At 70.8% G+C, this 21893-nt stretch carries 18 protein-coding genes, 1 rRNA gene, 1 pseudogene and 1 riboswitch; of the genes and pseudogenes, 14 read left to right on the top strand and 6 right to left on the bottom strand.

Going from position 1 to position 21893, the window contains the following annotated elements:
• The 11 genes from rrf to ACFV46_RS09555 form a co-directional block, all read left to right on the top strand.
• Positions 1-95, top strand: a 5S ribosomal RNA gene (rrf, locus tag ACFV46_RS09605); the annotation flags it as partial.
• Between the two features lie 110 nt (positions 96-205).
• Positions 206-817, top strand: coding sequence for a CDP-alcohol phosphatidyltransferase family protein (locus tag ACFV46_RS09600; RefSeq protein WP_062674484.1), 612 nt, complete (start codon positions 206-208; stop codon positions 815-817).
• A 114-nt stretch (positions 818-931) separates the two neighbouring features.
• Positions 932-3427, top strand: a complete 2496-nt coding sequence (locus tag ACFV46_RS09595) for a mannose-1-phosphate guanyltransferase (protein ID WP_361933429.1) — start codon at positions 932-934, stop codon at positions 3425-3427.
• 98 nt (positions 3428-3525) lie between these two features.
• Entirely contained in the window at positions 3526-4437 is a 912-nt protein-coding gene (locus tag ACFV46_RS09590; RefSeq protein WP_361933427.1) for a DUF881 domain-containing protein, read from the top strand.
• Positions 4434-4766, top strand: coding sequence for a small basic family protein (locus tag ACFV46_RS09585; RefSeq protein WP_003988855.1), 333 nt, complete (start codon positions 4434-4436; stop codon positions 4764-4766). Before ACFV46_RS09590 ends, ACFV46_RS09585 begins: the two co-directional genes overlap by 4 nt.
• Positions 4767-4771: 5 nt before the next feature.
• Positions 4772-5614 (top strand): DUF881 domain-containing protein, encoded by an 843-nt coding sequence (locus ACFV46_RS09580; protein WP_361933425.1) that lies wholly within the window; start codon positions 4772-4774, stop codon positions 5612-5614.
• Positions 5615-6038: 424 nt separating this feature from the next.
• Positions 6039-6575, top strand: coding sequence for an FHA domain-containing protein (locus ACFV46_RS09575; RefSeq protein WP_361933422.1), 537 nt, complete (start codon positions 6039-6041; stop codon positions 6573-6575).
• Between the two features lie 39 nt (positions 6576-6614).
• Positions 6615-7352: a MerR family transcriptional regulator gene (locus ACFV46_RS09570; protein ID WP_151782970.1), complete on the top strand. Its 738-nt coding sequence runs from the start codon at positions 6615-6617 to the stop codon at positions 7350-7352.
• 85 nt (positions 7353-7437) lie between these two features.
• Positions 7438-7911 (top strand): bifunctional nuclease family protein, encoded by a 474-nt coding sequence (locus tag ACFV46_RS09565; RefSeq protein ID WP_004002801.1) that lies wholly within the window; start codon positions 7438-7440, stop codon positions 7909-7911.
• 260 nt (positions 7912-8171) lie between these two features.
• Entirely contained in the window at positions 8172-8834 is a 663-nt protein-coding gene (locus ACFV46_RS09560) for a MerR family transcriptional regulator (RefSeq protein WP_361933419.1), read from the top strand.
• 44 nt (positions 8835-8878) lie between these two features.
• The gene (locus tag ACFV46_RS09555; RefSeq protein ID WP_385497659.1) at positions 8879-10354 is read left to right on the top strand and encodes a DNA polymerase IV; all 1476 of its coding nucleotides are present in this window, start codon (positions 8879-8881) and stop codon (positions 10352-10354) included.
• 251 nt (positions 10355-10605) lie between these two features.
• Here ACFV46_RS09555 and ACFV46_RS09550 read toward each other — a convergent pair whose 3' ends face one another.
• Complete coding sequence (locus tag ACFV46_RS09550; protein ID WP_361933414.1) at positions 10606-10998, bottom strand: PRC-barrel domain-containing protein; 393 nt, start codon at positions 10996-10998, stop codon at positions 10606-10608.
• A 113-nt stretch (positions 10999-11111) separates the two neighbouring features.
• A riboswitch (glycine riboswitch) is annotated at positions 11112-11207 on the top strand.
• A gap of 175 nt (positions 11208-11382) precedes the next feature.
• Here ACFV46_RS09550 and gcvP point away from each other — a divergent pair.
• Positions 11383-14268, top strand: a complete 2886-nt coding sequence (gene gcvP / locus ACFV46_RS09545) for an aminomethyl-transferring glycine dehydrogenase (protein ID WP_361933411.1) — start codon at positions 11383-11385, stop codon at positions 14266-14268.
• 199 nt (positions 14269-14467) lie between these two features.
• On the opposite strand, the gene ACFV46_RS09540 is transcribed toward gcvP, so the two are convergent.
• Together ACFV46_RS09540 and ACFV46_RS09535 are read right to left on the bottom strand one after the other, a co-directional pair.
• Positions 14468-14674, bottom strand: a complete 207-nt coding sequence (locus tag ACFV46_RS09540) for a DUF5999 family protein (protein WP_361933408.1) — start codon at positions 14672-14674, stop codon at positions 14468-14470.
• Positions 14675-15008: 334 nt separating this feature from the next.
• Positions 15009-15611 carry a hypothetical protein gene (locus ACFV46_RS09535; RefSeq protein ID WP_385497657.1) on the bottom strand — a complete coding sequence of 201 codons (603 nt, stop codon included), beginning with the start codon at positions 15609-15611 and terminating at the stop codon, positions 15009-15011.
• A gap of 557 nt (positions 15612-16168) precedes the next feature.
• On the opposite strand from ACFV46_RS09535, the gene ACFV46_RS09530 reads away from it, so the two are divergent.
• Positions 16169-17686: a glutamate-cysteine ligase family protein gene (locus ACFV46_RS09530; protein WP_376728389.1), complete on the top strand. Its 1518-nt coding sequence runs from the start codon at positions 16169-16171 to the stop codon at positions 17684-17686.
• Positions 17687-17716: 30 nt separating this feature from the next.
• On the opposite strand, the pseudogene ACFV46_RS09525 reads toward ACFV46_RS09530, so the two are convergent.
• Positions 17717-19491 (bottom strand): annotated as a pseudogene (locus ACFV46_RS09525) (substrate-binding and VWA domain-containing protein).
• 208 nt (positions 19492-19699) lie between these two features.
• Here ACFV46_RS09525 and ACFV46_RS09520 point away from each other — a divergent pair.
• Positions 19700-20500: a CPBP family intramembrane glutamic endopeptidase gene (locus tag ACFV46_RS09520; protein WP_376728391.1), complete on the top strand. Its 801-nt coding sequence runs from the start codon at positions 19700-19702 to the stop codon at positions 20498-20500.
• A 69-nt stretch (positions 20501-20569) separates the two neighbouring features.
• On the opposite strand, the gene ACFV46_RS09515 is transcribed toward ACFV46_RS09520, so the two are convergent.
• Together ACFV46_RS09515 and ACFV46_RS09510 are read right to left on the bottom strand one after the other, a co-directional pair.
• A complete protein-coding gene (locus tag ACFV46_RS09515; protein ID WP_385497656.1) occupies positions 20570-21379 on the bottom strand; it encodes a PhzF family phenazine biosynthesis protein in 810 nt (269 codons plus the stop codon).
• A 70-nt stretch (positions 21380-21449) separates the two neighbouring features.
• Entirely contained in the window at positions 21450-21662 is a 213-nt protein-coding gene (locus ACFV46_RS09510; RefSeq protein ID WP_376728392.1) for a hypothetical protein, read from the bottom strand.
• Positions 21663-21893: the final 231 nt, after the last annotated feature.

The raw sequence follows: 21893 nt of genomic DNA, 5'->3' as shown, positions 1-21893 counted from the left end.
AAACGCCCGGTTACATTCCGAACCCGGAAGCTAAGCCTTACAGCGCCGATGGTACTGCAGGGGGGACCCTGTGGGAGAGTAGGACACCGCCGAACTCCTTTTAGAGCTCCGGCTCTTGGGCGTAACAGCCCGAGAGCCGGAGCTTTTTTGTGTTGAGGTAGGGTCGGGGAGCATCGTCGGTTCGTTCACCACAGGAGGCCCCCGGGTGGAGGTCCAGGAGACCCGTGTCCAGACAGACCGGGTCCTCACCATCCCCAACATCCTCAGCATGGCGCGGCTCGTTGGCGTGCCGCTGTTCCTGTGGCTGATTCTGCGGCCCGAGTTCGGTGGGCCCAAGAGTGACGGCTGGGCGCTTCTGGTGCTGGCCCTGAGTGGTGTCAGCGACTACCTGGACGGCAAGCTCGCCAGGCGCTGGAACCAGATCAGCAGCCTCGGCCGGCTTCTCGACCCGGCGGCCGACCGGCTCTACATTCTTTCGACTTTGGTCGGCCTCACGTGGCGGGAGATTCTGCCGCTCTGGTTGACCGGTGTACTGCTGGCGCGGGAGCTGGTTCTCCTGGTCATGGTGGGCATCCTCAGGCGGCACGGGTATCCGCCGCCGCAGGTGAACTTCCTGGGGAAGGCGGCCACCTTCAACCTGATGTACGCGTTCCCGTTGCTGCTGCTCAGTGACGGTAGTGGTTGGATCTCGTCACTCGCTGCTATTTTCGGATGGGCGTTCGCCGGATGGGGTACAACGCTCTATTGGTGGGCAGGAGTCCTCTACGTGGTACAAGTCCGCCGCCTCGTTCGCGCGGACGCCGCCATGGCCGATTGAACTCGCCGATTGCCAAGGGCGTAGCGGCTCGATGGCCCGCACGGGAAAAGTGCGGGACAATACGGACGGGTGAAGTCGGCTAGACCGTCGTCTCTGGAGGAGGACGCTTCCGACATGAAGGCCGTCGTGATGGCCGGGGGCGAAGGCACGCGCCTTCGCCCTATGACCTCGAGCATGCCCAAGCCGCTCCTGCCGGTGGCCAACCGGCCGATCATGGAGCATGTGCTGCGCCTGCTCAAAAGGCATGGGCTGAATGAGACCGTCGTTACCGTTCAGTTCTTGGCCTCTCTCGTCAAGAACTACTTCGGTGACGGCGAAGAGCTCGGTATGGAGCTCACGTATGCCAATGAGGAGAAGCCACTCGGTACCGCCGGAAGCGTCAAGAACGCAGAGGAAGCACTGAAGGACGACGCCTTCCTCGTGATCTCCGGCGATGCCCTGACGGACTTCGACCTCACCGAGCTCATCAACTTCCACAAGGAAAAGGGCTCGATGGTCACCGTCTGTCTGACGCGTGTGCCGAATCCGCTGGAATTCGGTATCACGATCGTCGACGAGGAGGGCCGCGTCGAGCGCTTCCTGGAGAAGCCGACCTGGGGCCAGGTCTTCTCGGACACCGTGAACACCGGTATCTACGTCATGGAGCCCGAGGTATTCGACTATGTCGAAGCCGATGTGCCCGTGGACTGGTCGGGTGACGTCTTCCCTCAGCTGATGAAGGAGGGCAAGCCCATCTACGGCTATGTCGCGGAGGGCTACTGGGAGGACGTCGGTACGCACGAGAGCTATGTGAAGGCTCAGGCGGACGTCCTGGAGGGCAAGGTCGACGTCGAACTCGACGGCTTCGAGATCTCTCCCGGTGTGTGGGTGGCCGAGGGCGCCGAGGTGCACCCCGACGCCGTGCTGCGCGGCCCGGCGTACATCGGTGACTACGCGAAGGTCGAGGCCGGCGCCGAGATCCGGGAGCACACCGTCGTCGGCTCCAACGTCGTCGTCAAGAGCGGTGCCTTCCTGCACAAGGCCGTGGTGCACGACAACGTGTACGTCGGCCAGCACTCCAATCTGCGTGGCTGCGTCGTCGGCAAGAACACCGACATCATGCGTGCCGCGCGGATCGAGGACGGCGCGGTCATCGGTGACGAGTGCCTGATCGGTGAAGAATCGATCGTTCAGGGCAATGTGCGGGTGTACCCGTTCAAGACCATCGAGGCCGGTGCCTTCGTCAACAACTCGGTGATCTGGGAGTCCAGAGGCCAGGCGCATCTCTTTGGTGCCCGCGGTGTCTCCGGCATCCTGAACGTCGAGATCACGCCCGAGCTGGCGGTGCGGCTGGCGGGTGCGTATGCCACCACCCTGAAGAAGGGGGCCACCGTCACGACGGCCCGTGACCACTCGCGTGGTGCGCGGGCGCTGAAGCGGGCGGTGATCTCCGCGCTGCAGGCCAGTGCCATCGACGTACGGGACCTGGAGAACGTGCCACTGCCGGTCGCGCGGCAGCAGACCGCGCGAGGCAGTGCCGGCGGCATCATGATCCGCACGACGCCCGGAGTGCCGGACTCGGTGGACATCATGTTCTTCGACGGGCAGGGTGCCGACCTGTCGCAGGCCAGTCAGCGCAAGCTGGACCGGGTCTTCGCACGGCAGGAGTACCGGCGCGCGTTCCCGGGCGAGATCGGCGATCTGCACTTCCCGGCGAGTGTCTTCGACTCCTACACCGGGTCGCTGCTGCGGAACGTCGACACGACCGGGATCGCCGAGTCCGGGCTCAAGGTGGTCGTGGACGCGTCCAACGGAAGCGCCGGTCTGGTGCTCCCCAGTCTGCTCGGCAAGCTGGGCGTGGACTCGCTGACGATCAATCCCGGTCTCGACGAGTCCCGGCCCACCGAGTCCGCCGACACTCGGCGGTCGGGGCTGGTGCGACTGGGCGAGATAGTGGCGTCGGCGCGGGCCGCGTTCGGTGTGCGGTTCGACCCCGTCGGTGAGCGGCTGTCGCTGGTCGACGAGAAGGGGCGGATCGTCGAGGACGACCGGGCTCTGCTCGTCCTGCTCGACCTGGTGGCCGCGGAGCGGCGGAGCGGGCGTGTGGCCCTGCCGGTGACCACCACGAGGATCGCGGAGCAGGTGGCCGCCTACCACGGGACGCAGGTCGAGTGGACGACGACGTCGCCCGACGACCTCACCCGCGTGGGCGCCGACGAGGCCACGATCTTCGGTGGCGACGGCCGCGGCGGCTTCATCATCCCGGAGTTCAGCAGCGTCTTCGACGGCACCGCCGCCTTCGTGCGGCTGATCGGTCTGGTGGCGCGTACGCAGCTCACGCTCAGCCAGATCGACGCGCGGATCCCGCGGGCGCACGTCCTCAAGCGGGACCTGGCGACCCCGTGGGCCGTCAAGGGGCTCGTGATGCGCCGGGTCGTCGAGGCGGCCGGGGATCGCTTTGTCGACACGACCGATGGTGTGCGGGTCGTGGAGACGGACGGCCGCTGGGTGATGGTCCTGCCCGACCCGGCCGAGGCCGTCACCCACCTGTGGGCCGAGGGCCCGGACGACGCGTCCGCCCAGGCGCTGCTCGACGAGTGGGCGGCGGTCGTGGACAGCGCCGGACGCTGAGTCCCGCGTAGGCACGCGTGCCGGACAGGCACCCCGGAAAGGGGCCTGTCCGGCACAGCCGGTGGGGCCATTCGGAGTATCGGCGGCGACGTGCGACGATGTGCGGCATGCCGCAGCCCCCCGTTCGGAGCACACCCACGCGCCCGCCGCGTCCGGACGCGTCCATGTCGCTGCTCACCAACGTCATGGATCACAGTCTCGACGACGGCTACGCGGAGGCCGCCGCCCGCAAGAAGGCCGCCGGTGACGGAGGGCTGCCCAAGACGCTGCGGGCCAAGCTGGGGCTCGCCGTGGGCCTGGTGCTCGCGGCACTCGTGGTGACCGTGGGAGCGGCGCAGGCGCGCGTGGCGGCGCCCGTCGTCGCCAAGGAGCGTGAAGAGCTCGTCGACCGCGTCGAGAAGGAGACCGAGGCGGCGGACGAGCTGGAGAAGACGGTCGACGAGCTGCGCGCCGACGTGAGCGCGCGCCAGCGCGAGGCGCTGAAGTCGGCCGGTCACGGCGAGCAGGCCGATCTGGTGGGCATCCTGTCCGGCGCCGTCGAGGTGACGGGGCCGGGCGTGAAGCTGGTCGTGGACGACGCCAAGGAGGCCGGTGACGCCGCCGGGGGTGACGCACGCGGGTCGTCCGGCTTCTCGGACACCGGGCGGGTGCGCGACCGCGACATGCAGCGCGTCGTCAACGGACTGTGGGAGTCCGGCGCGGAGGCCGTCTCGATCAACGGGCAGCGGCTGACCGCCCTGTCCGCGATCAGGGCCGCGGGTGACGCGATACTAGTCGACAACAGGCCGCTGGTGCCGCCGTACACGGTGCTCGCGGTGGGGGACGGGGAGCGGCTGAGCCGCGCCTTCCAGGACAGCGCCGACGGGCTGTACCTGAACGCCCTGCAGGAGAACTTCGGCATCCGGACCAGCATCTCCGCGCAGGAGGACCTCCGCCTGCCCGCGGCACCGAGCGTGATCGTCCGTACAGCACAGCCGAACACCGAGACAACTGAGAAGGGCACATCGTGATCGCCGTACTGGGCCTCGTCGTGGGCGTCGTGGCCGGCCTGTTGGTCCGGCCCGAGGTTCCGGCGGTCGTCGAGCCGTATCTGCCGATCGCCGTCGTGGCGGCTCTCGACGCCGTCTTCGGTGGTCTGCGGGCCATGCTCGACGGCATCTTCGACGACAAGGTCTTCGTCGTGTCGTTCCTGTCGAACGTGGTCGTGGCCGCGCTGATCGTGTTCCTGGGCGACAAGTTGGGCGTGGGCGCGCAGCTGTCGACCGGCGTCGTCGTGGTGCTCGGCATCCGGATCTTCTCCAACGCCGCCGCGATCCGCCGGCACGTCTTCCGGGCGTGAGGCCGATGAGCAACCAGGACGGCACCCCGGAGAACCGGCTGCGCGAGGAGTTGCCCGAGGAGGTGCAGGCCGGCCCCGAAGAGGCTCCTGAGGCCTCTGAGGAGCACGGTGACCGCCCGGCGGAGCTGACCGGCCGGCAGCGGCTGGTGAAGGGGCTGTGGCCGCCGCGGGTGAGCCGGGCCCAACTCATCGTGGCGCTGCTTCTGTTCGGGCTCGGCTTCGGTCTCGCGGTCCAGGTCGCCTCGAACAGCGACGGCGACAGCGCGCTGCGCGGAGCACGCCAGGAAGATCTTGTCCGCATCCTCGATGAACTCGATGACCGCAGTCAGCGTCTTGAGGACGAGAAGCAAGGTCTCGAGAAGCAGCGGGACGAACTGGAGAACAGTTCCGACCAGGCCGAGGAGGCCCGCAGGCAGACGGTCGAGAAGGAGAAGCAACTCGGCATCCTCGCGGGCACCGTGGCCGCTGAGGGACCTGGCATCACGATCACCATCGACGACACGAAGGGGACGGTCGAGGCGGACATGCTGCTCGACGCGATCCAGGAGCTGCGCGCGGCCGGGGCGGAGGCGATGCAGGTGAACGGTGTCCGCATCGTCGCCGGCACCTATCTGTCCGACGCGGGCAACACCGTGAGCGTCGACGGGAACAAGATCAACGCCCCGTATCGTTTCAAGGTCATCGGCAAGCCGCAGGACCTGGAGCCGGCCCTCAACATCCCGGGAGGCGTGGTCCAGACACTGGAGAAGGAGCAGGCCACCGTGACCATCGAGCGGTCTGACAAGATCGTTGTGGACGCCTTGCGAGCGGCGAAGCGGCCTGACTACGCTCGGTCGTCCTCCAGGTGAACCGGCGGTGCATGGGGGACATCCGGCAAGGGCATGAGGTTGCGGGGGGTCGGCGCACCGATTGGGTGGTGCGTGGTGGAAACTGTCTGGCGGAGACGGACGTTGTGAAGATGTCCGGGTCGGCCAGTAGGTTCAGTCAGGGTTCGTCCTGCCCCACGGGCGGGTCTGTTTCGGTCAAGGGGAATCGCCCGTGAAGTTGTTTGGGAAGCTGTTCGGCAAGAGTGCGCGAGACGAGAACGCGACCACTCGTCACCGCGCACAAGGGGACGAGGAAGGGCAGCGCCCTCTGTTCAGGGACCAGGTCCCTGGACCGGGCGGTGACATTTCCGGAGGTCAGGGCGCGCCGTCTGTTGACCCTGGCCAGTCCGGCGACATAGGTTTCGGGCAACCGTCAGCCTCGAGTACGGGTGGAGGGTTTTCCCCGATGTCGGCCCTGGTGTGTACGAGGTGCGGTAACCGCAACGCGGAGAACAGCCGCTTCTGTTCCAACTGCGGCGCGCCGCTGCGTGCCGGCGGGGTGCCCGAGCGCCCGTCCGAGACGACGTCGACGATCTCCATCTCGGGTATCGAGGCCTACGACGCCGAGACCACGGGGCAGACGCAGATTCCCGCGCTCTCCCCGGAGGCACAGGCCGCCGTCGACGCGCTGCCGGTGGGTTCCGCGCTCCTGGTGGTGCGCCGTGGACCGAACTCGGGCAGCCGCTTCCTGCTGGACGGCGATCTGACCACCGCCGGGCGGCACCCGCAGAGCGACATCTTCCTGGACGACGTGACGGTCTCGCGCCGGCACGTGGAGTTCCGCCGCGCCCAGGACGGCTCGTTCACGGTGGCCGACGTCGGCAGCCTCAACGGCACGTACGTCAACCGCGAGCGGATCGACCAGGTCGCTCTGAACAACGGCGACGAGGTGCAGATCGGCAAGTACCGGCTGGTCTTCTACGCGAGCCAGCGGGGCTTCTGACCTCCCCCGGACCCGTCCGGGGAGACCCAGGGAAGGTCCATGCTGAAAACACCGAGCGGCGGTGCCGGGAACGGCGCCGCCGCCACGGACGGTCGGCCGATGAGCATCGGCACGGTGCTGACCGTGCTCCGCGAGGAGTTCCCTGACGTCACGATCTCCAAGATCCGTTTCCTGGAGTCGGAAGGGCTGGTCGAGCCACGCCGCACGCCGTCGGGCTATCGCAAATTCGGCCAGCAGGACGTCGAGCGGCTGCGCCACGTCCTGCGGATGCAGCGGGACCACTATCTGCCGCTGAAGGTGATCCGCGAGCATCTGGACGCCATGGAGCGCGGCGAGGCGGCTGCCCTGCCCGCGCTGTGCCGGCAGCGTGACGGCGACGGGGTCCTGGAGCCGGTCGAGGAGCGTACAGCGGCCCGCCTCGGGAGGGCGCAGCTGCTGGCGGCGGCGGGGATCGCCGAGCAGCAGCTCGCCGAGTGGGAGTCGTACGGGCTGATCACCCCCCTGCCGGACGGCGCCTATGACGCGGAGGCGGTGACCGTGGCCACGCTCGTGGCCGAGCTGGGCCGCTTCGGCATCGAGCCGCGGCACCTGCGGGTGATGAAGGCCGCCGCAGACCGTGAGGCCGGACTCGTGGAGCAGGTCGTCGCGCCGTTGAAGCGGCACCGCAACCCGCAGACCAGGGCTCATGCCGAGGCCAGGGCCAAGGAACTGGCGGGGCTCACCGTCCGGCTGCACGCCGCGCTGATGCAGACGGCGCTCGGCGTGCGGCTGCCCTGAGCGGCGCATGCACGGATCGGCCGGATCGGCCACCCGATCCGGGCCCGACTACCCAAACGTCCCGAGCACGGCCTAGGGTTGCTGTGTGAACGAGCTCGATGTCGTAGGTGTCCGGGTCGAAATGCCCTCCAACCAACCGATCGTGCTCCTGCGTGAAGTGGGAGGCGACCGCTACCTCCCCATCTGGATCGGGCCCGGGGAGGCGACGGCGATCGCCTTCGCCCAGCAGGGCATGGCCCCCGCACGACCGCTGACCCACGATCTCTTCAAGGACGTGCTCGAGGCGGTCGGCCAGGAGCTCACCGAAGTGCGCATCACCGATCTGCGTGAGGGCGTCTTCTACGCCGAGCTGGTCTTCGCCAGCGGTGTCGAGGTGAGCGCCCGTCCGTCCGACGCCATAGCGCTGGCCCTGCGCACCGGAACGCCGATCTACGGCAGCGACGGTGTGCTGGACGACGCGGGCATCGCGATCCCGGACGAGCAGGAGGACGAGGTGGAGAAGTTCCGCGAGTTCCTCGACCAGATCTCGCCGGAGGACTTCGGCACCAGCAGTCAGTGAGACGGCGTGAGTGGCCCGCCGGCCTGGTCCGGAGCGCGCGGCCCACGGTCCGTCACGGCCCGGATGCCGGGCATGTGCCACGGGCGAGGGAGGGCGTCATGGGGCCCGGTTCGGGCGCATTCGGCTAGCCTTTCCCCGCGACGGGGCACGGGAAACCACTCGTAGGGTGATTATCACTCGGCGTGCCGAGTGTGGCGATCGTTGACGCACCCCCGGTGACTGCCTACCGTCGAGAAGGCAGGTCAAGGACGGAGGTCGGCGTGAGAAGCAGCGGCGGCGGTACGGCTGGGGGTGCACCCGAGCGCGGCCTCGGGGCGAGCGGCCCGTACCCGCTTCACGGCAGCGCTGTCCAGGGCGGTGCGGCCGATCACGCCCCGCAACGACCGGCGGCCGTGCCGAGCAGCGGCGGAGGGGCGGCGTCCATGGCATCCGAACAGATCGGGTACCGGGGTCCGACGGCCTGCGCGGCCGCCGGGATCACGTACCGGCAACTGGACTACTGGGCCCGCACCGGACTCGTCGAGCCCAGTGTGCGGCCGGCGTACGGGTCGGGCACGCAGCGCCTGTACAGCTTCCGGGACGTCGTCGTCCTCAAGATCGTGAAGCGTTTCCTGGACACCGGTGTCTCCCTGCAGAACATCCGGACCGCCGTCCAGCATCTGCGCGAGCAGGGATTCCGGGACCTGGAACGACTGACCCTGATGAGCGACGGCGCCACCGTGTACGAGTGCACGTCGCCGGACGAGGTCCACGCGCTGCTCCAGGGCGGGCAGGGGATCTTCGGGATCGCCGTGGGGGTGGTGTGGCGGGACGTCGAGAGCGCGCTGTCGCAGCTGCACGGGGAGCGGATCGACACCGGGGAGACGCTGGTCGGGCACAACCCGGCCGACGAGCTGGCACGGCGGCGCAACCGCGCGGTCTGAGGCGCAAGGGCGCGTTGTCAGTGCCGTAGGGCAGCATCGGAACTGTGAGAAACGCGCCCACCATCCTGCACCTCGACATGGACGCCTTCTACGCGTCGGTGGAGCAGGCGTCCAAGCCGAGCCTGCGGGGGAAGGCCGTGATCGTGGGCGGGCTGGGGCCGCGTGGGGTGGTCGCCACGGCCTCGTACGAAGCGCGGATCTTCGGGGTGCACTCCGCCATGCCGATGGCCCAGGCGCGGCGGCTCGCGCCCAACGCCGCGTATCTCGTGCCGCGCTTCTCCATCTACCGGGATGTCAGCGAGCGTGTGATGGGGCTGCTGCGGGAGCTGTCGCCGCTGGTGGAGCCGTTGAGCCTGGACGAGGCGTTCGTGGACCTGGAGGCCGGGGGAGTGGCCTGGGACGCGGAGTCCGCCCGGCTGGTGGGGGTGAAGCTGCGCTCCGACATACGGGCCGCCACCGGGCTGGCCGGGTCGGTGGGGCTCGCGGCGTCCAAGATGGTCGCGAAGATCGCCTCGGAACAGGCGAAGCCGGACGGGATGGTGCTGATCGAGCCGGGGACCGAGCGGGCGCTGCTCGGGCCGATGTCCGTGCGGGTGCTGCCGGGCGTGGGGCCGGCCACCGGGGACCATCTGCGGCGGGCCGGGATCCACACCGTGGAGGAGATCGCCGAGGCGGGTGAGGACGAGCTGGTGCGGCTGCTGGGAAAGGCGCACGGGCACGCCCTGTACGCGATGGCGCTGGCGCACGACGAACGGCCCGTGGTGGCCGAGCGGGAGGCGAAGTCCGTCTCCGTCGAGGACACGTACGACGTGGACATCCATGACCGGGTGCGGGTGGGGCTCGAGGTGCAGCGGCTGGCCGATCGGTGTGTGGGGCGGTTGCGGGGGGCCGGTCTCTCGGGGCGGACGATCGTGCTGAAGGTGCGGCGGTACGACTTCTCGACGCTGACACGGTCGGAGACGTTGCGGGGGCCGACGGATGATCCGGCGGTGGTGCGGGAGGCTGCCGCGCGGCTGCTGGAGGGGGTGGACACGACCGGGGGTGTGCGGTTGCTGGGGGTCGGGGTGAGTGGGCTCGCCGACTACACCCAGGAGGATCTGTTCGCGCAGGCGGCGGGGGCGGGGGGCGGTGCCGAGGAAGGGGCGGCGGGCGTGGGGGACGGGAGTGACGGCGAGGGGGAGTTCGGGCCTGGGGGTGGCGCGAGCACTTCTGATGCGTCCGCGTCCGTGGGGGACGAGGCCGGTGACGGGGGTGCCGAGGGGCAGGCGGCCGAGCGGCGGTGGCATGCGGGGCACGATGTGCGGCATGCCGAGTACGGGCACGGGTGGGTGCAGGGGAGTGGGGTCGGACGCGTGACCGTGCGGTTCGAGACGCCGGAGTCCGGGCCGGGGCGGGTGCGGACGTTCCGGGTCGATGATCCGGCGTTGGAGGGGGCGGAGCCGTTGCCGTTGGTTTCGGGGTGGGGGGAGGCGTCGGGTTCTGGTGTGCGGGGGGTGGCGCCCCCTGTGGTGCGGGGCTAGGGCGCGTGCGGAGCGCTGGTGCGGGGCGGAGGGTCGCTTGGCCGCGCTTGCGGGTGCCTGCGCCGACCCGTGCCGCCCAGCGGCACGACTGCCCGCAGCCAGGGCGGGCGGGGCGGGTGCCTGCGCAGCTGCGGAGCGGGGCGCCGGGGCGGTCGCGGTCGCGGTCGCGGTGCGACCGACCGCGGCCGCGGGTGGGGCGTGGCCGGGTGGCTGGGGTGCCGGGTGCTGGGGCGTCGGGTGTGTGGCCCGCGTCAGGGGTGTGGGGTCTTGTCGTCGGGGGTGTTCGTGGGGGCCAGGGTGCCGAAGTCGTGGTCGGGGGGCGGGGGGCCCGGGGCCACGTCGAGGCCGTAGTGGTGGTAGAGCTGGAGTTCCTGTTCGGGGGAGAGGTGGCGGCCCACGCCGAAGTCGGGGGCGTCCTTGATGAGGGCGCGGTCGAAGGGGACGTGCAGGGTGCCCTCCACCAGTTCGCTGGGCTCCAGGGGGACGAAGGCGTCGCGGGAGAACAGGCCGGTGCGTATCGCCGCCCATTCGGGTATGCCGGTCGCGTCGTCCAGGTACACCTCGTCGATGGTGCCGATCTTGGTGCCGTTGCGGTCGAAGGCCTTGCGGCCGATCAGGTTGCGCGGATCGATGTCGGTCTGCACGGTCCCTCCACTTGGTCGCAAGTCATCCGTCAGCACTACGAAAAGCCAGATCCGTGACGGCGGCCACTCGAAGGTTCGTGCGGCGACCCCGCTGGTAGGCTGGAACCGGCTGCTGACCCCGTGCGGGAGAGTCCTCCGGAGATCACCGGAGGCGCCGAAGGAGCAAATCCTCCCCGGAATCTCTCAGGCACACGTACCGCACGGACGAGGTCACTCTGGAAAGCAGGGCGGGTGTCGACGGCTCCCGCCCTCACCGACGGTGAAAGCCGGGACCCTCGGGCGCCCCGGTGAAGCTCTCAGGTTGAGATGACAGAGGGGGAGGCCGTCCGGGTACCCGTGCCGTGGTGCCCCTCGAAGGTCGCGTCAGACCAGGAGGCCTCCGCAATGACCGCCCATCGCATTCCGCTCTCCGAGCTCGAGCAAGGGATTCCCTTCGAGCAGCGTCACATCGGTCCCGATTCCGAGGCGCGGGCCAAGATGCTCGCCCACGTCGGCTACGGCTCCCTCGACGAGCTGACCGCCGCCGCGGTCCCGGACGTGATCAAGAACGCCGACGCGCTCGACCTGCCCGGCGCCCGGACCGAGGCCGAGGTGCTGGCCGAGCTGCGCTCCCTCGCCGACCGGAACCAGGTCCTGGACTCGATGGTCGGCCTCGGTTACTACGGGACCTTCACCCCGCCGGTCATCCTGCGCAACGTCATGGAGAACCCGGCCTGGTACACGGCCTACACGCCGTACCAGCCGGAGATCTCCCAGGGCCGGCTCGAGGCCCTGCTGAACTTCCAGACGGTGGTCGCCGACCTCACCGGGCTGCCGACCTCCGGCGCCTCGCTGCTGGACGAGGGCACCGCCGCCGCCGAGGCGATGGCCCTGTCGCTGCGCATGGGCAAGAACAAGAAGGGCCTCTTCCTGGTCGACGCGGACGCCCTTCCGCAGACGATCGCCGTGATACAGACTCGCGCCGAGCCCACCGGTGTGGAGGTCGTGGTCGCCGACCTCAGCGACGGCATCCCGGCCGAGGTCGCCGAGCGCGAGATCAACGGCGTGCTCCTGCAGTACCCGGGCGCCTCCGGTGCCGTACGGGACCTCACACCCGTCATCGAGCAGGCCCATGAGCTCGGCGCCCTGGTGACCGTCGCCGCCGACCTGCTCGCGCTCACCCTGCTGAAGTCGCCCGGCGAGCTCGGCGCGGACATCGCGGTGGGCACCACGCAGCGGTTCGGTGTGCCGATGGGCTTCGGCGGGCCGCACGCCGGTTACATGGCGGTGCGCGAGAAGTTCGCGCGCAGCCTCCCGGGCCGCCTCGTGGGCGTGTCCGTCGACGCCGACGGCAACAAGGCGTACCGGCTCGCCCTGCAGACCCGCGAGCAGCACATCCGCCGGGAGAAGGCGACCAGCAACATCTGCACCGCCCAGGTGCTGCTGGCCGTGATGGCCGGCATGTACGCCGTCTACCACGGCCCCGACGGCCTGAAGGGCATCGCCGCCCGGACGCACCGTTACGCCACGATCCTCGCCGCGGGCCTGTCGGCCGGCGGGGTCGAGGTCGTGCACGGCTCGTTCTTCGACACGGTGACGGCCCGCGTGCCCGGGAAGGCCGCCGACGTCGTCGCCGCCGCCCGCGACCACGGGGTGAACCTGCGCCTCGTCGACGCCGACCATGTGTCCGCCGCCTGCGACGAGACGACCACCCGGTCCCAGGTCTCCTCCGTGTGGAAGGCGTTCGGCGTCGAGGGCCGTATCGACGCGCTGGACGCGGCGGCCGGGGACGCGCTGCCCGAGGCGCTGCTGCGCGGCGACGAGTACCTGACGCACCCCGTCTTCCGGCAGCACCGCTCCGAGACGGCGATGCTGCGCTACCTGCGCCGGCTCGCCGACCGCGACTACGCGCTCGACCGCGGCATGATCCCGCTGGGCTCCTGCACGATGAAGCTCAACGCGACGACCGAGATGGAGCCGGTGACCTGGCCGGAGTTCGGCCAGCTGCACCCGTTCGCGCCCGCCGAGCAGGCGGAGGGCTATCTGACGCTGATCCGCGAGCTGGAGGAGCGTCTCGCCGAGGTCACCGGCTACGACAAGGTCTCCCTCCAGCCGAACGCCGGCTCGCAGGGCGAGCTGGCCGGTCTGCTCGCCGTGCGCGGCTACCACCGGGCCAACGGCGACGACCAGCGGACCGTCTGCCTGATCCCGTCCTCCGCGCACGGTACGAACGCCGCCAGCGCCGTGATGGCCGGGATGAAGGTCGTCGTCGTGAAGACCGCCGAGGACGGCGAGATCGATGTCGAGGACCTGCGGGCGAAGATCGAGAAGCACCGTGACGAGCTCGCCGTGCTGATGATCACCTACCCGTCCACGCACGGTGTGTTCGAGGAGCACGTCGCCGACATCTGCGCGCAGGTGCACGAGGCCGGCGGCCAGGTGTACGTCGACGGCGCCAACCTCAACGCGCTGGTGGGGCTGGCCAAGCCCGGCCACTTCGGCGGCGACGTCTCGCACCTGAACCTGCACAAGACCTTCTGCATCCCGCACGGCGGCGGCGGTCCGGGCGTCGGCCCGGTCGGCGTGCGCGCGCACCTGGCGCCGTACCTGCCGAACCACCCGCTGCAGCCCGCGGCCGGTCCCGAGACGGGCGTCGGCCCGATCTCGGCCGCTCCCTGGGGTTCCGCCGGCATCCTGCCCATCTCGTGGGCGTACGTCCGCCTCATGGGCGGCGAGGGCCTCAAGCGGGCCACGCAGGTGGCCGTGCTGTCCGCGAACTACATCGCCAAGCGCCTCGAGCCGCACTACCCGGTGCTCTACACCGGTCCGGGCGGGCTGGTCGCGCACGAGTGCATCATCGACCTGCGGCCGCTGACCAAGGCGACCGGCGTCAGCGTGGACGACGTGGCCAAGCGCCTCATCGACTACGGCTTCCACGCGCCGACGATGTCCTTCCCGGTGGCCGGCACGCTGATGATCGAGCCGACCGAGTCCGAGGACCTGACCGAGCTGGACCGGTTCTGCGACGCGATGATCGCCATCCGCGCGGAGATCGAGAAGGTCGGCTCGGGCGAGTGGCCCGCCGAGGACAACCCGCTGCGCAACGCCCCGCACACCGCCGGTGCGCTCGGCGGCGCGTGGGAGCACGCGTACAGCCGCGAGGAGGCCGTGTTCCCGGCCGGGGTGTCCGCCGCCGACAAGTACTGGCCCCCGGTGCGCCGGATCGACCAGGCCTTCGGCGACCGGAACCTGGTGTGCTCGTGCCCGCCCATGGACGCGTACGAGGGCTGACCGCCCGCCGACCCGAAGGGCTCCGCCCAAGGCCGTACCGGCCGGGGGCGGAGCCCTTTCGCCGTTCGCCCGGCAGACACGGGGGACTACGCTGCGTGAGCGTGCCCGGACACACGTGGGGGCCGGCTCGCAGTCGGAGTCTGCGACCGGCCCCTGGAAGTACTCCGGGCGTGCGGCGGGCGCCGCCCGGTACCGCGGGCTACGCGGCGGTGACCACCTTGGCGGCGCCCAGCGGACGGTGCGGGGCGATGATCTGGCCGTCCGGCAGGAGTTCACCGGTGTCCTCGAAGAGGAGAACGCCGTTGCACAGCAGGCTCCAGCCCTGCTCCGGGTGGTGCGCCACGAGTCGGGCGGATTCCCGGTCGGCGGAGTCGGCTGTCGGGCACGGTGGTTGGTGCTGGCACATGGAAGGGATCTTTCGCTCTGTCGTGACGGATGAGATGGCTGGTGTGTCTGTGTCGCGGCGTGAAGCTTCGCTCATGGCCGCCCCCCGTTGTATAAGTCGGTCGGAACCCAGTGTTGCCCTACGGCCGGTAATCCGCAGGGATTTGGCAGCACCGCTTCTCACTGGTTGATGACGCGTCACCCGCGCGAGCGGTTCATCCCCACCGCCCTGTCCCTTCGGGTGGTTCCACCTGACCGGAAGGGGCTAGTCCCGGCGGGTCCCCGGTGGCCCCCAACGCCGCGTACCCCGCCACCGGGAGCGGTGACGGGGTACGCGGACCTCGCGCCTCGGCCGGTCAGGCCGGCGAACCGAGCAGGGGTGGCAGGGGCGGCAGCGGCGTCGGGGTGGCCCGCAGGGTGAGGACGGGCAGCAGGTCGGCCACCCGGTGCGGTACATGGGAGGCGATGCCGGGAGGCGCCGGGGCCAGCGGGATGAGGACGTCCGCGGGGTCGGGGTGGCCGGAGGCGGCGTCGGCGGTGCTGCCGGCGTGCAGCCACAGGGTGAGCATGTAGAGGCCGGGGAACGACAGCAGACGCGGCTGGTACGGCTGCGTCAGCGTCTCGGCCTGGCGCAGCGCGCGCTCCGTCGAGGTGATGTAGGGGCCCTCGAAGAAGTGCGAGAAGGTCCAGCCGTCGGGGGTCAGCCGGGTCTCGGCGGCGGCCACCGCGCGTTCGCCGCACCGGATCAGGAAGCGCCACCCGGCCAGCCGGGTCGCGGACAGGCCTCCCGGCGTGAGCTCGTCCAGGACATGGACGGGCAGTGGGAGTTCAGGGGTGGTGGGCCCCTGCGCGGCGCGCAGGGAGGGAGTTCGGGCCTCGCTGACGGCGGTGGGGGAACCGAGCGCGGTCAGGACGGAACGCAGGGCGGGCGCGGGAGCCGGGGGAACATGCAGCGGCATGGTGGGTCGCCTCTCATTCGACAGGCACGATGGCGCGAGGGCGGGGCAGGGCGGACAGCGCTGTCTGCTCGGGGGGAGGCCAGAGGTGCCGGGGAGCCGGGGTCCTGAAGCGCGGGGGATGTCGGGCCTGCCGTACGTCACCTGGACGACAGGTACGGGGACCGCGGGTGCCGACCCTCTGCCTGATAGCGCAGTTTATACGACGACTGTTCAGATGATGTTTCATCTAGCCGGTCCTGGTGTACACGGCAAGGGTGCATTCGGTCGGCGATATGCGGGAGAAAATCCCCATTGCCGGCCGGAGGTGTGGTGATGACCTCGAAAAACGTCCGGGGCGCGGTCGGCCAATTGTCGTCGGCGTTTTTCACGAGTTCGTGAGCCCGCGGAAACTGCGCTGTGCCGCTTGCCCGGTGAATGTGCCACCGGTCACATCGGAACAGACTAGCGGGCCACACGCCCGGGCGGGGACGTTATCGATCGCCTTGGCTGGGCATCATTGCACCTGACCCGCGAGACCGGCGGCCGATCCTCGGCCCGCCCATCCGAGGAGGACATCGATGGGGGAGAAGGTCGTGGCAGGTCGGTTCGACCTGTCCGATCGTCAGCACTACCGCGACAAGCTGCGGCAGTGTCTGACGGGGCTGGAGCGGCTGCTGGAGGAGCAGCGCTTCGACCGTCCCAGGAATCTGCTGGGGCTGGAGATCGAGTTGAATCTCGCCGGCGCCGACGGTATGCCGAAAATGTTGAACGGACAGGTACTGGAGCGCATCGCCAGCCGGGACTTCCAGACGGAACTCGCGATGTTCAATCTGGAGGTCAACATAGCCCCGCACCGACTGGAGGGGCGTGTTTTCGACCAGCTCGGCGAGGAACTCCGTACGTCGCTGGCATATGCCGACCGAAAAGCGGGAGAGGTCGACGCGGGAATCGTGATGATCGGCATTCTGCCGACCCTCGACCGTGACGACCTGGTCTCCTCGAACCTCTCCGAGGTGGACCGCTACGCGCTCCTCAACGAGCAGATCGTGGCCGCCCGCGGCGAGGACTTCACGCTCGACATCGATGGCGTGGAACGCCTGACGTGCACCTCGAAGTCGATCGCGCCCGAAGCGGCCTGCACCTCCGTGCAGCTGCATCTGCAGGTCACCCCGGGCCGCTTCGCCGATGTCTGGAACGCCGCCCAGGCGGTCGCCGCCGCACAGATCGCGGTCGGCGCCAACTCGCCGTTCCTCTTCGGCCGCGAGCTGTGGCGCGAGTCCCGCCCGCCCCTGTTCCAGCAGTCCACCGACACCCGCCCGCCCGAGCTCCAGGCGCAGGGCGTGCGGCCGCGCACCTGGTTCGGGGAGCGCTGGATCACCTCGGCGTACGACCTCTTCGAGGAGAACCTGCGCTACTTCCCGTCCCTGCTGCCGATCTGCGACGACGAGAACCCGCTCGAGGTGCTGGACGCGGGAGGCATCCCCACCCTCTCCGAGCTCGTGCTGCACAACGGCACCGTCTACCGCTGGAACCGGCCCGTCTACGACATCGCCGACGGTGTACCGCACCTGCGCGTGGAGAACCGCGTCCTGCCCGCCGGACCCACCGTCACCGACATCATCGCCAACGCGGCCTTCTACTACGGCGTCGTCCGCGCCCTCGCCGAGGAGACGCGGCCCGTCTGGACGCGGATGCCCTTCGAGGCCGCGGCCGCCAACTTCGACGCCGCCTGCAAGGACGGCATCGACGCCCGGCTGCTCTGGCCGCGCCGCGGACGGCACGGCGCCATGGCCGAGGTCGACGCCGTCAGCCTCGTCCGCGACGAACTGCTGCCGCTGGCCGAGTCAGGGCTGGACGCGTGGGGGGTCGAACCGGCCGACCGCGACTTCTACCTGGGCGTCATCGAGGAGCGGTGCCGCCGGCGCACCAACGGCGCGTCCTGGCAGGCGGCCACGTTCCACCGGGCGCTGGAGGCCGGGCTGAGCCGGGACGCCGCTCTGGCCGCGACCACCCGGCGCTACCGCGAGCTGATGCACAGCGGTGAGCCCGTGCACACCTGGCCGGTGGGCCTGCCGGAGCCGGTGCCGGCGGCGTGAGGACCGCCCGGCGGGGCGGGCGGCTCGCCGTCAGCTCCGCCGGTCCGGGGACGCCGCCTTCACGATCGCCTTGAGGATGGCCGTCTCCATCTGGGCCGGGTCCGTCACCTCGTGCCCCGAGCCCCCGGTGGCCTTCGCGATCCGGTCGGCCTCCTCGCGGTCGGCGTCCGGGCCCACCGCGATCATGATGAGCGGGAGCGGGCGCTTGGGGTCGGCGAGCTCCTCGAGCCGCGCGAGGAGACCGGCCCGTGAGACGCTGCCCGGGTCCTCGTTGACGCCGTCCGTGAGGACCACCACCGCGTTGAACCGGCCCTTCGCATAGGTGGAGGTCGCCTCCCGGTACGCGGCGAGCGTCGTGTCGTACAGACCCGTCGCGCCGTCCTTCACCGGCTTCAGCTTTCCGAACGCGGTCTCCAGCCGGTCCCGCTGGGTGACGTCGCCCTCGCTGTCCCCGAGGCGCCCGGCCGGCACCCGCACGCGGTAGTCCTTGGCGCCGTCCAGCGCGGTGGAGAAGTCCCACAGGCCGATCTCGTCGTCGGCCGTGAAGGTGTCCAGCGCGCGCCGCAGCGACGCCTTGGTGACGTTCATCCGGGACTTCTCGGTCCCCGGCACGCGCTCCTCCATGGACGCGGAGGCGTCCACGACCATGGTGATCCGCGCGCTGCGCACGGTGATCTCCCAGACGCCGAGGGCCTCCTGCAGCGCGACCGCCGTCGCCGGCCGGTCCACGGGCTTCGCGTACGGCTGGGAGAGGCTGCCCCCGGCCCGCGCGACCAGGCCGTCGGGCACCCTCTCGTCGGACGTGCGGAAGCCGTGGCGCTCCAGCAGGCGCTGCTGCTCCGGGTCGTCGAGATAGCTCATGAACCGGATGGCCGCCCGGCTCTCGTCGGTCGTCAGCCCGGTCTGGTCGAGCAGCGCGTACGGGTAGTCGAGCCGCGGAGCGCCGTCGTCCGGGTAGAAGAAGTCCAGGTCACGGGCGTCCTCGGTGGCCGCGTTGTAGCGGAGGGCGGCCTGCTCGCTGAGGATCACCGCCTGATTGCGCCGGGGGTTGGCCGCCTCGGTGTCCGAGGTGTCGCGCGGCAGCGTCTCCAGGACCTGGCCGTCGCCGTCGGTGACCCGCTCCGACAGCGCCTTCATCAGCCCCGCCGCACGGGTGTCCCCGCCCTTCGTCGCGCCCGCGGCCGCGCTCACCCGGGTCAGCGCGAGCAGCCCGGCCGCGCTGCGCGCCGGATCGGCCGCCCCGAGCCGCACGCGGGACCGCCGCCCAGGGTGGCCGCGGCCAGCTCCGTCCAGGTGTACGTCCGGTCCGGCCAGCCCAGCGACTTCGCGGCGGCCGGGGCCATCGCGACCCCGACCGGCGAGGTGGCGACATTGCCGATCGTGGAGACCTCGGCCGTCCCGCCGTTCGCCGTGAGCCGCTGCACCCACGCCTGCGAGTCCGGCACCCACACCTCGGCACCGGGGTCCTCGTCCGCCGTCAGTGCGGCGGCGACCTGGTGCGGCTCGCGCGCGACCACCGTCACGGCCACGCACCGCCCGTCCGAGGTGAGACCGGCCCGGCGGGCCCGCCCGGCGGCCGTCTCCAGCGCGGGCGCCACCTCGGGGGCGGCCACCAGTCTCAGCCGTACCGCGTCGTCCTGGCACGACGTGCCGAAGGAGAGCAGGCCCTCCGCGACCGCGGCGGCGGTACCGCCGGCCACCGTCAGCGCCATGGCCGTCACCAGCGCCAGCCTGCGCCGGAAGGCACGCCGACGGGGGTCGCTGCTGCCCGCTCCATACTGATCGGGCAAGCTGTGACGTCCCATGACGGTGGTGCCCCTCCCTGTCGCCCCGCCCGCTCCCGCGCCGCACTCCGCTGTGCGGCGGGCGGAGGGGCGGTGCGGGCGGTGCGCCCCGTACGGAACCGGAACCCCGTCCCCCGACGGCGGGCCCCGCACGGTCCTCGTGACTTTTTTCGAGACCCTAGCGGGGCGGCGATCAGGATGAGACGGGATTAGCCAACTGGAGGCAGGTGTGCAGGGCGAGGCAGATCCCCTGGCCGAATCCTTTCCGCGCGAGCGGCCCGCACGGCGGATCCTCCGTGATGAGACGCTGCTCGTCCTCGCGCTCTCGCTCGGCGCGAGCGGGGTGTCCGCCCTGATCAGCTTCGTCGGGTCCGTGACGAAGCCGGGCGGCCTCAAGGACCAGGCGGCCACGCTCAACGCCTCGGCCGCGCCCGGGCGTCCCTGGCTGGACCTGGCCTGGCAGCTGTTCGGGATCGCCAGCGCGCTGGTGCCCGTCGCGCTGGTCGCGCACCTCCTCATGCGGGAGGGGCGGAGCATGCGGACGATCGGCTTCGACCGCGGGCGGCCCTGGTTCGACCTGGGGCGGGGAGCGGGGATCGCGGCGGTCATCGGCAGCACCGGGATCGCGTTCTATCTCGCCGTCCGCGAACTCGGCTTCAACCTGACCGTGGTGCCCGAGGCGCTGCCGGACGTGTGGTGGAAGTATCCGGTGCTGATCCTGTCGGCCCTGCAGAACGCCGTCCTGGAAGAGGTCATCGTCGTCGGGTATCTGCTGCGGCGGCTGGGGCAACTGGGCTGGACGCCCGGCACCGCGCTGGTGGCCAGCTCGGTGCTGCGCGGCTCGTACCACCTCTACCAGGGCATCGGCGGCTTCCTCGGCAACATGGTGATGGGTGTGGTCTTCGTCCTCCTCTACCGGCGCTGGGGGCGGGTGGGCCCGCTGGTCGTCGCCCACACCCTGCTCGACATCGGGGCGTTCGTCGGATACGCCCTGCTGGCGGGCCGCGTGGACTGGCTGCCGACGGCCTGACCCGCCGGTTGTGCCGAAGGGGGCGTACGAACCACTCGTACGCCCCCTTTCGCGGTGCCCGGCGGCCCTCTACGCGTTCAACTCGCCCTCGATGACCGTGACCGCGCGTCCGCTCAGCAGGGTGCGGTCGCCGTGCAGTTCGACCCGGACGTGCCCAGGGCGATGGGACGCCTGCAGGCCCGTGAGCTCGGTGCCGCCGAGGCGCTCGGACCAGAAGGGCGCGAGCGCGGTGTGGGCGCTTCCGGTGACGGCGTCCTCGTCGACGCCGACGTTCGGGAAGAACCCGCGGCTGACGAAGTCGTGGCCCAGGGCGGGGTCCTCGGCGCGGGCGGTGGCGATGACGCCGCGCTCGGAGTGCGCGCCGAGCGCCCGGAAGTCGGGGGTCAGGGCACGGACCGTCTTCTCGTCGGCGAGTTCGACCAGCAGGTCGCCGACGTACGGGCCGGTGTCGAAGGCGTTCAGCGGCTCGGCGCCGAGGGCCTCGGCGAGCCCGTCGGGTACCGGTACGGGGGTCAGCGGGGCGGTCGGGAAGTCGAGCGTGATCGAACCGTCCGGGCGGGGCGTGGCGACGAGGACTCCGCTGCGGGTGGCGAACCGCACGGGGCCCTCGTGGGCGCGGGTGCTGTGCAGGACGTGGGCCGTGGCCAGGGTGGCGTGACCGCACAGGGCCACCTCGGCGGCGGGCGTGAACCAGCGCAGCGCCCAGTCGGCCTGCCCGCCCTCGGGCAGCCGGTGCGCGAACGCCGTCTCGGGATGGTTGACCTCCCTGGCCACGTCCTGGAGCCAGGCGTCCGCCGGGAACGCGTCGAGGAGGAGGACCCCCGCCGGGTTGCCGGAGAAGGGGCGGTCGGTGAAGGCGTCGACGATTCGCATGCGCATGCCGCCGACGGTAGGGGGTGCCGGGAGGGGAGGGCCAAGGCCAATCCGGGGGTGCTGGACCGATGTCCGCTCAGAAGGGCGGTTCGGTGGGGTGGCCGCCGGCCCCGGGAACGACGACCGGATCGGCCGGCGGGGGTTGCCGCAGGGCGCGCAGCGCCTCCTCGACCCGGCCGCGGTCGACGAGGCGCTCGGCCCGGGGCAGGGCGACCGCCTCCTCGGCCCGCCCCCGGTCCTCCAGCAGTTCCGCCTGGGCCGGAACTGTCGGCCACCAGCCCGTCGCCACCTACGGGGTGAGGACGTCCGACGCCCGCTCGGGCTGCCGCCGCTCGCCCAGCAGCCGCGCCCACTCCCATGCGCGGCATGTACGTCCACCTCCCGCTCGTGGCCGCGTGCCGGCAGCCGGGTGACCAGCGCGGTCGGGAGGAAGCCCGATGCGGCACGGGCCCGACGTGCGAGATCAGCAGCGTCCACAGCGCCGCACCCTGGACCCCGCCACCGACGGGGCGCCCGATCA

Origin of the sequence: Streptomyces sp. NPDC059852, assembly GCF_042731455.1 — a bacterium.
GTDB lineage: Bacteria > Actinomycetota > Actinomycetes > Streptomycetales > Streptomycetaceae > Streptomyces.
Note: the sequence above shows the minus strand (reverse complement) of the source record. Positions and strands in the feature narration are given on the sequence as shown.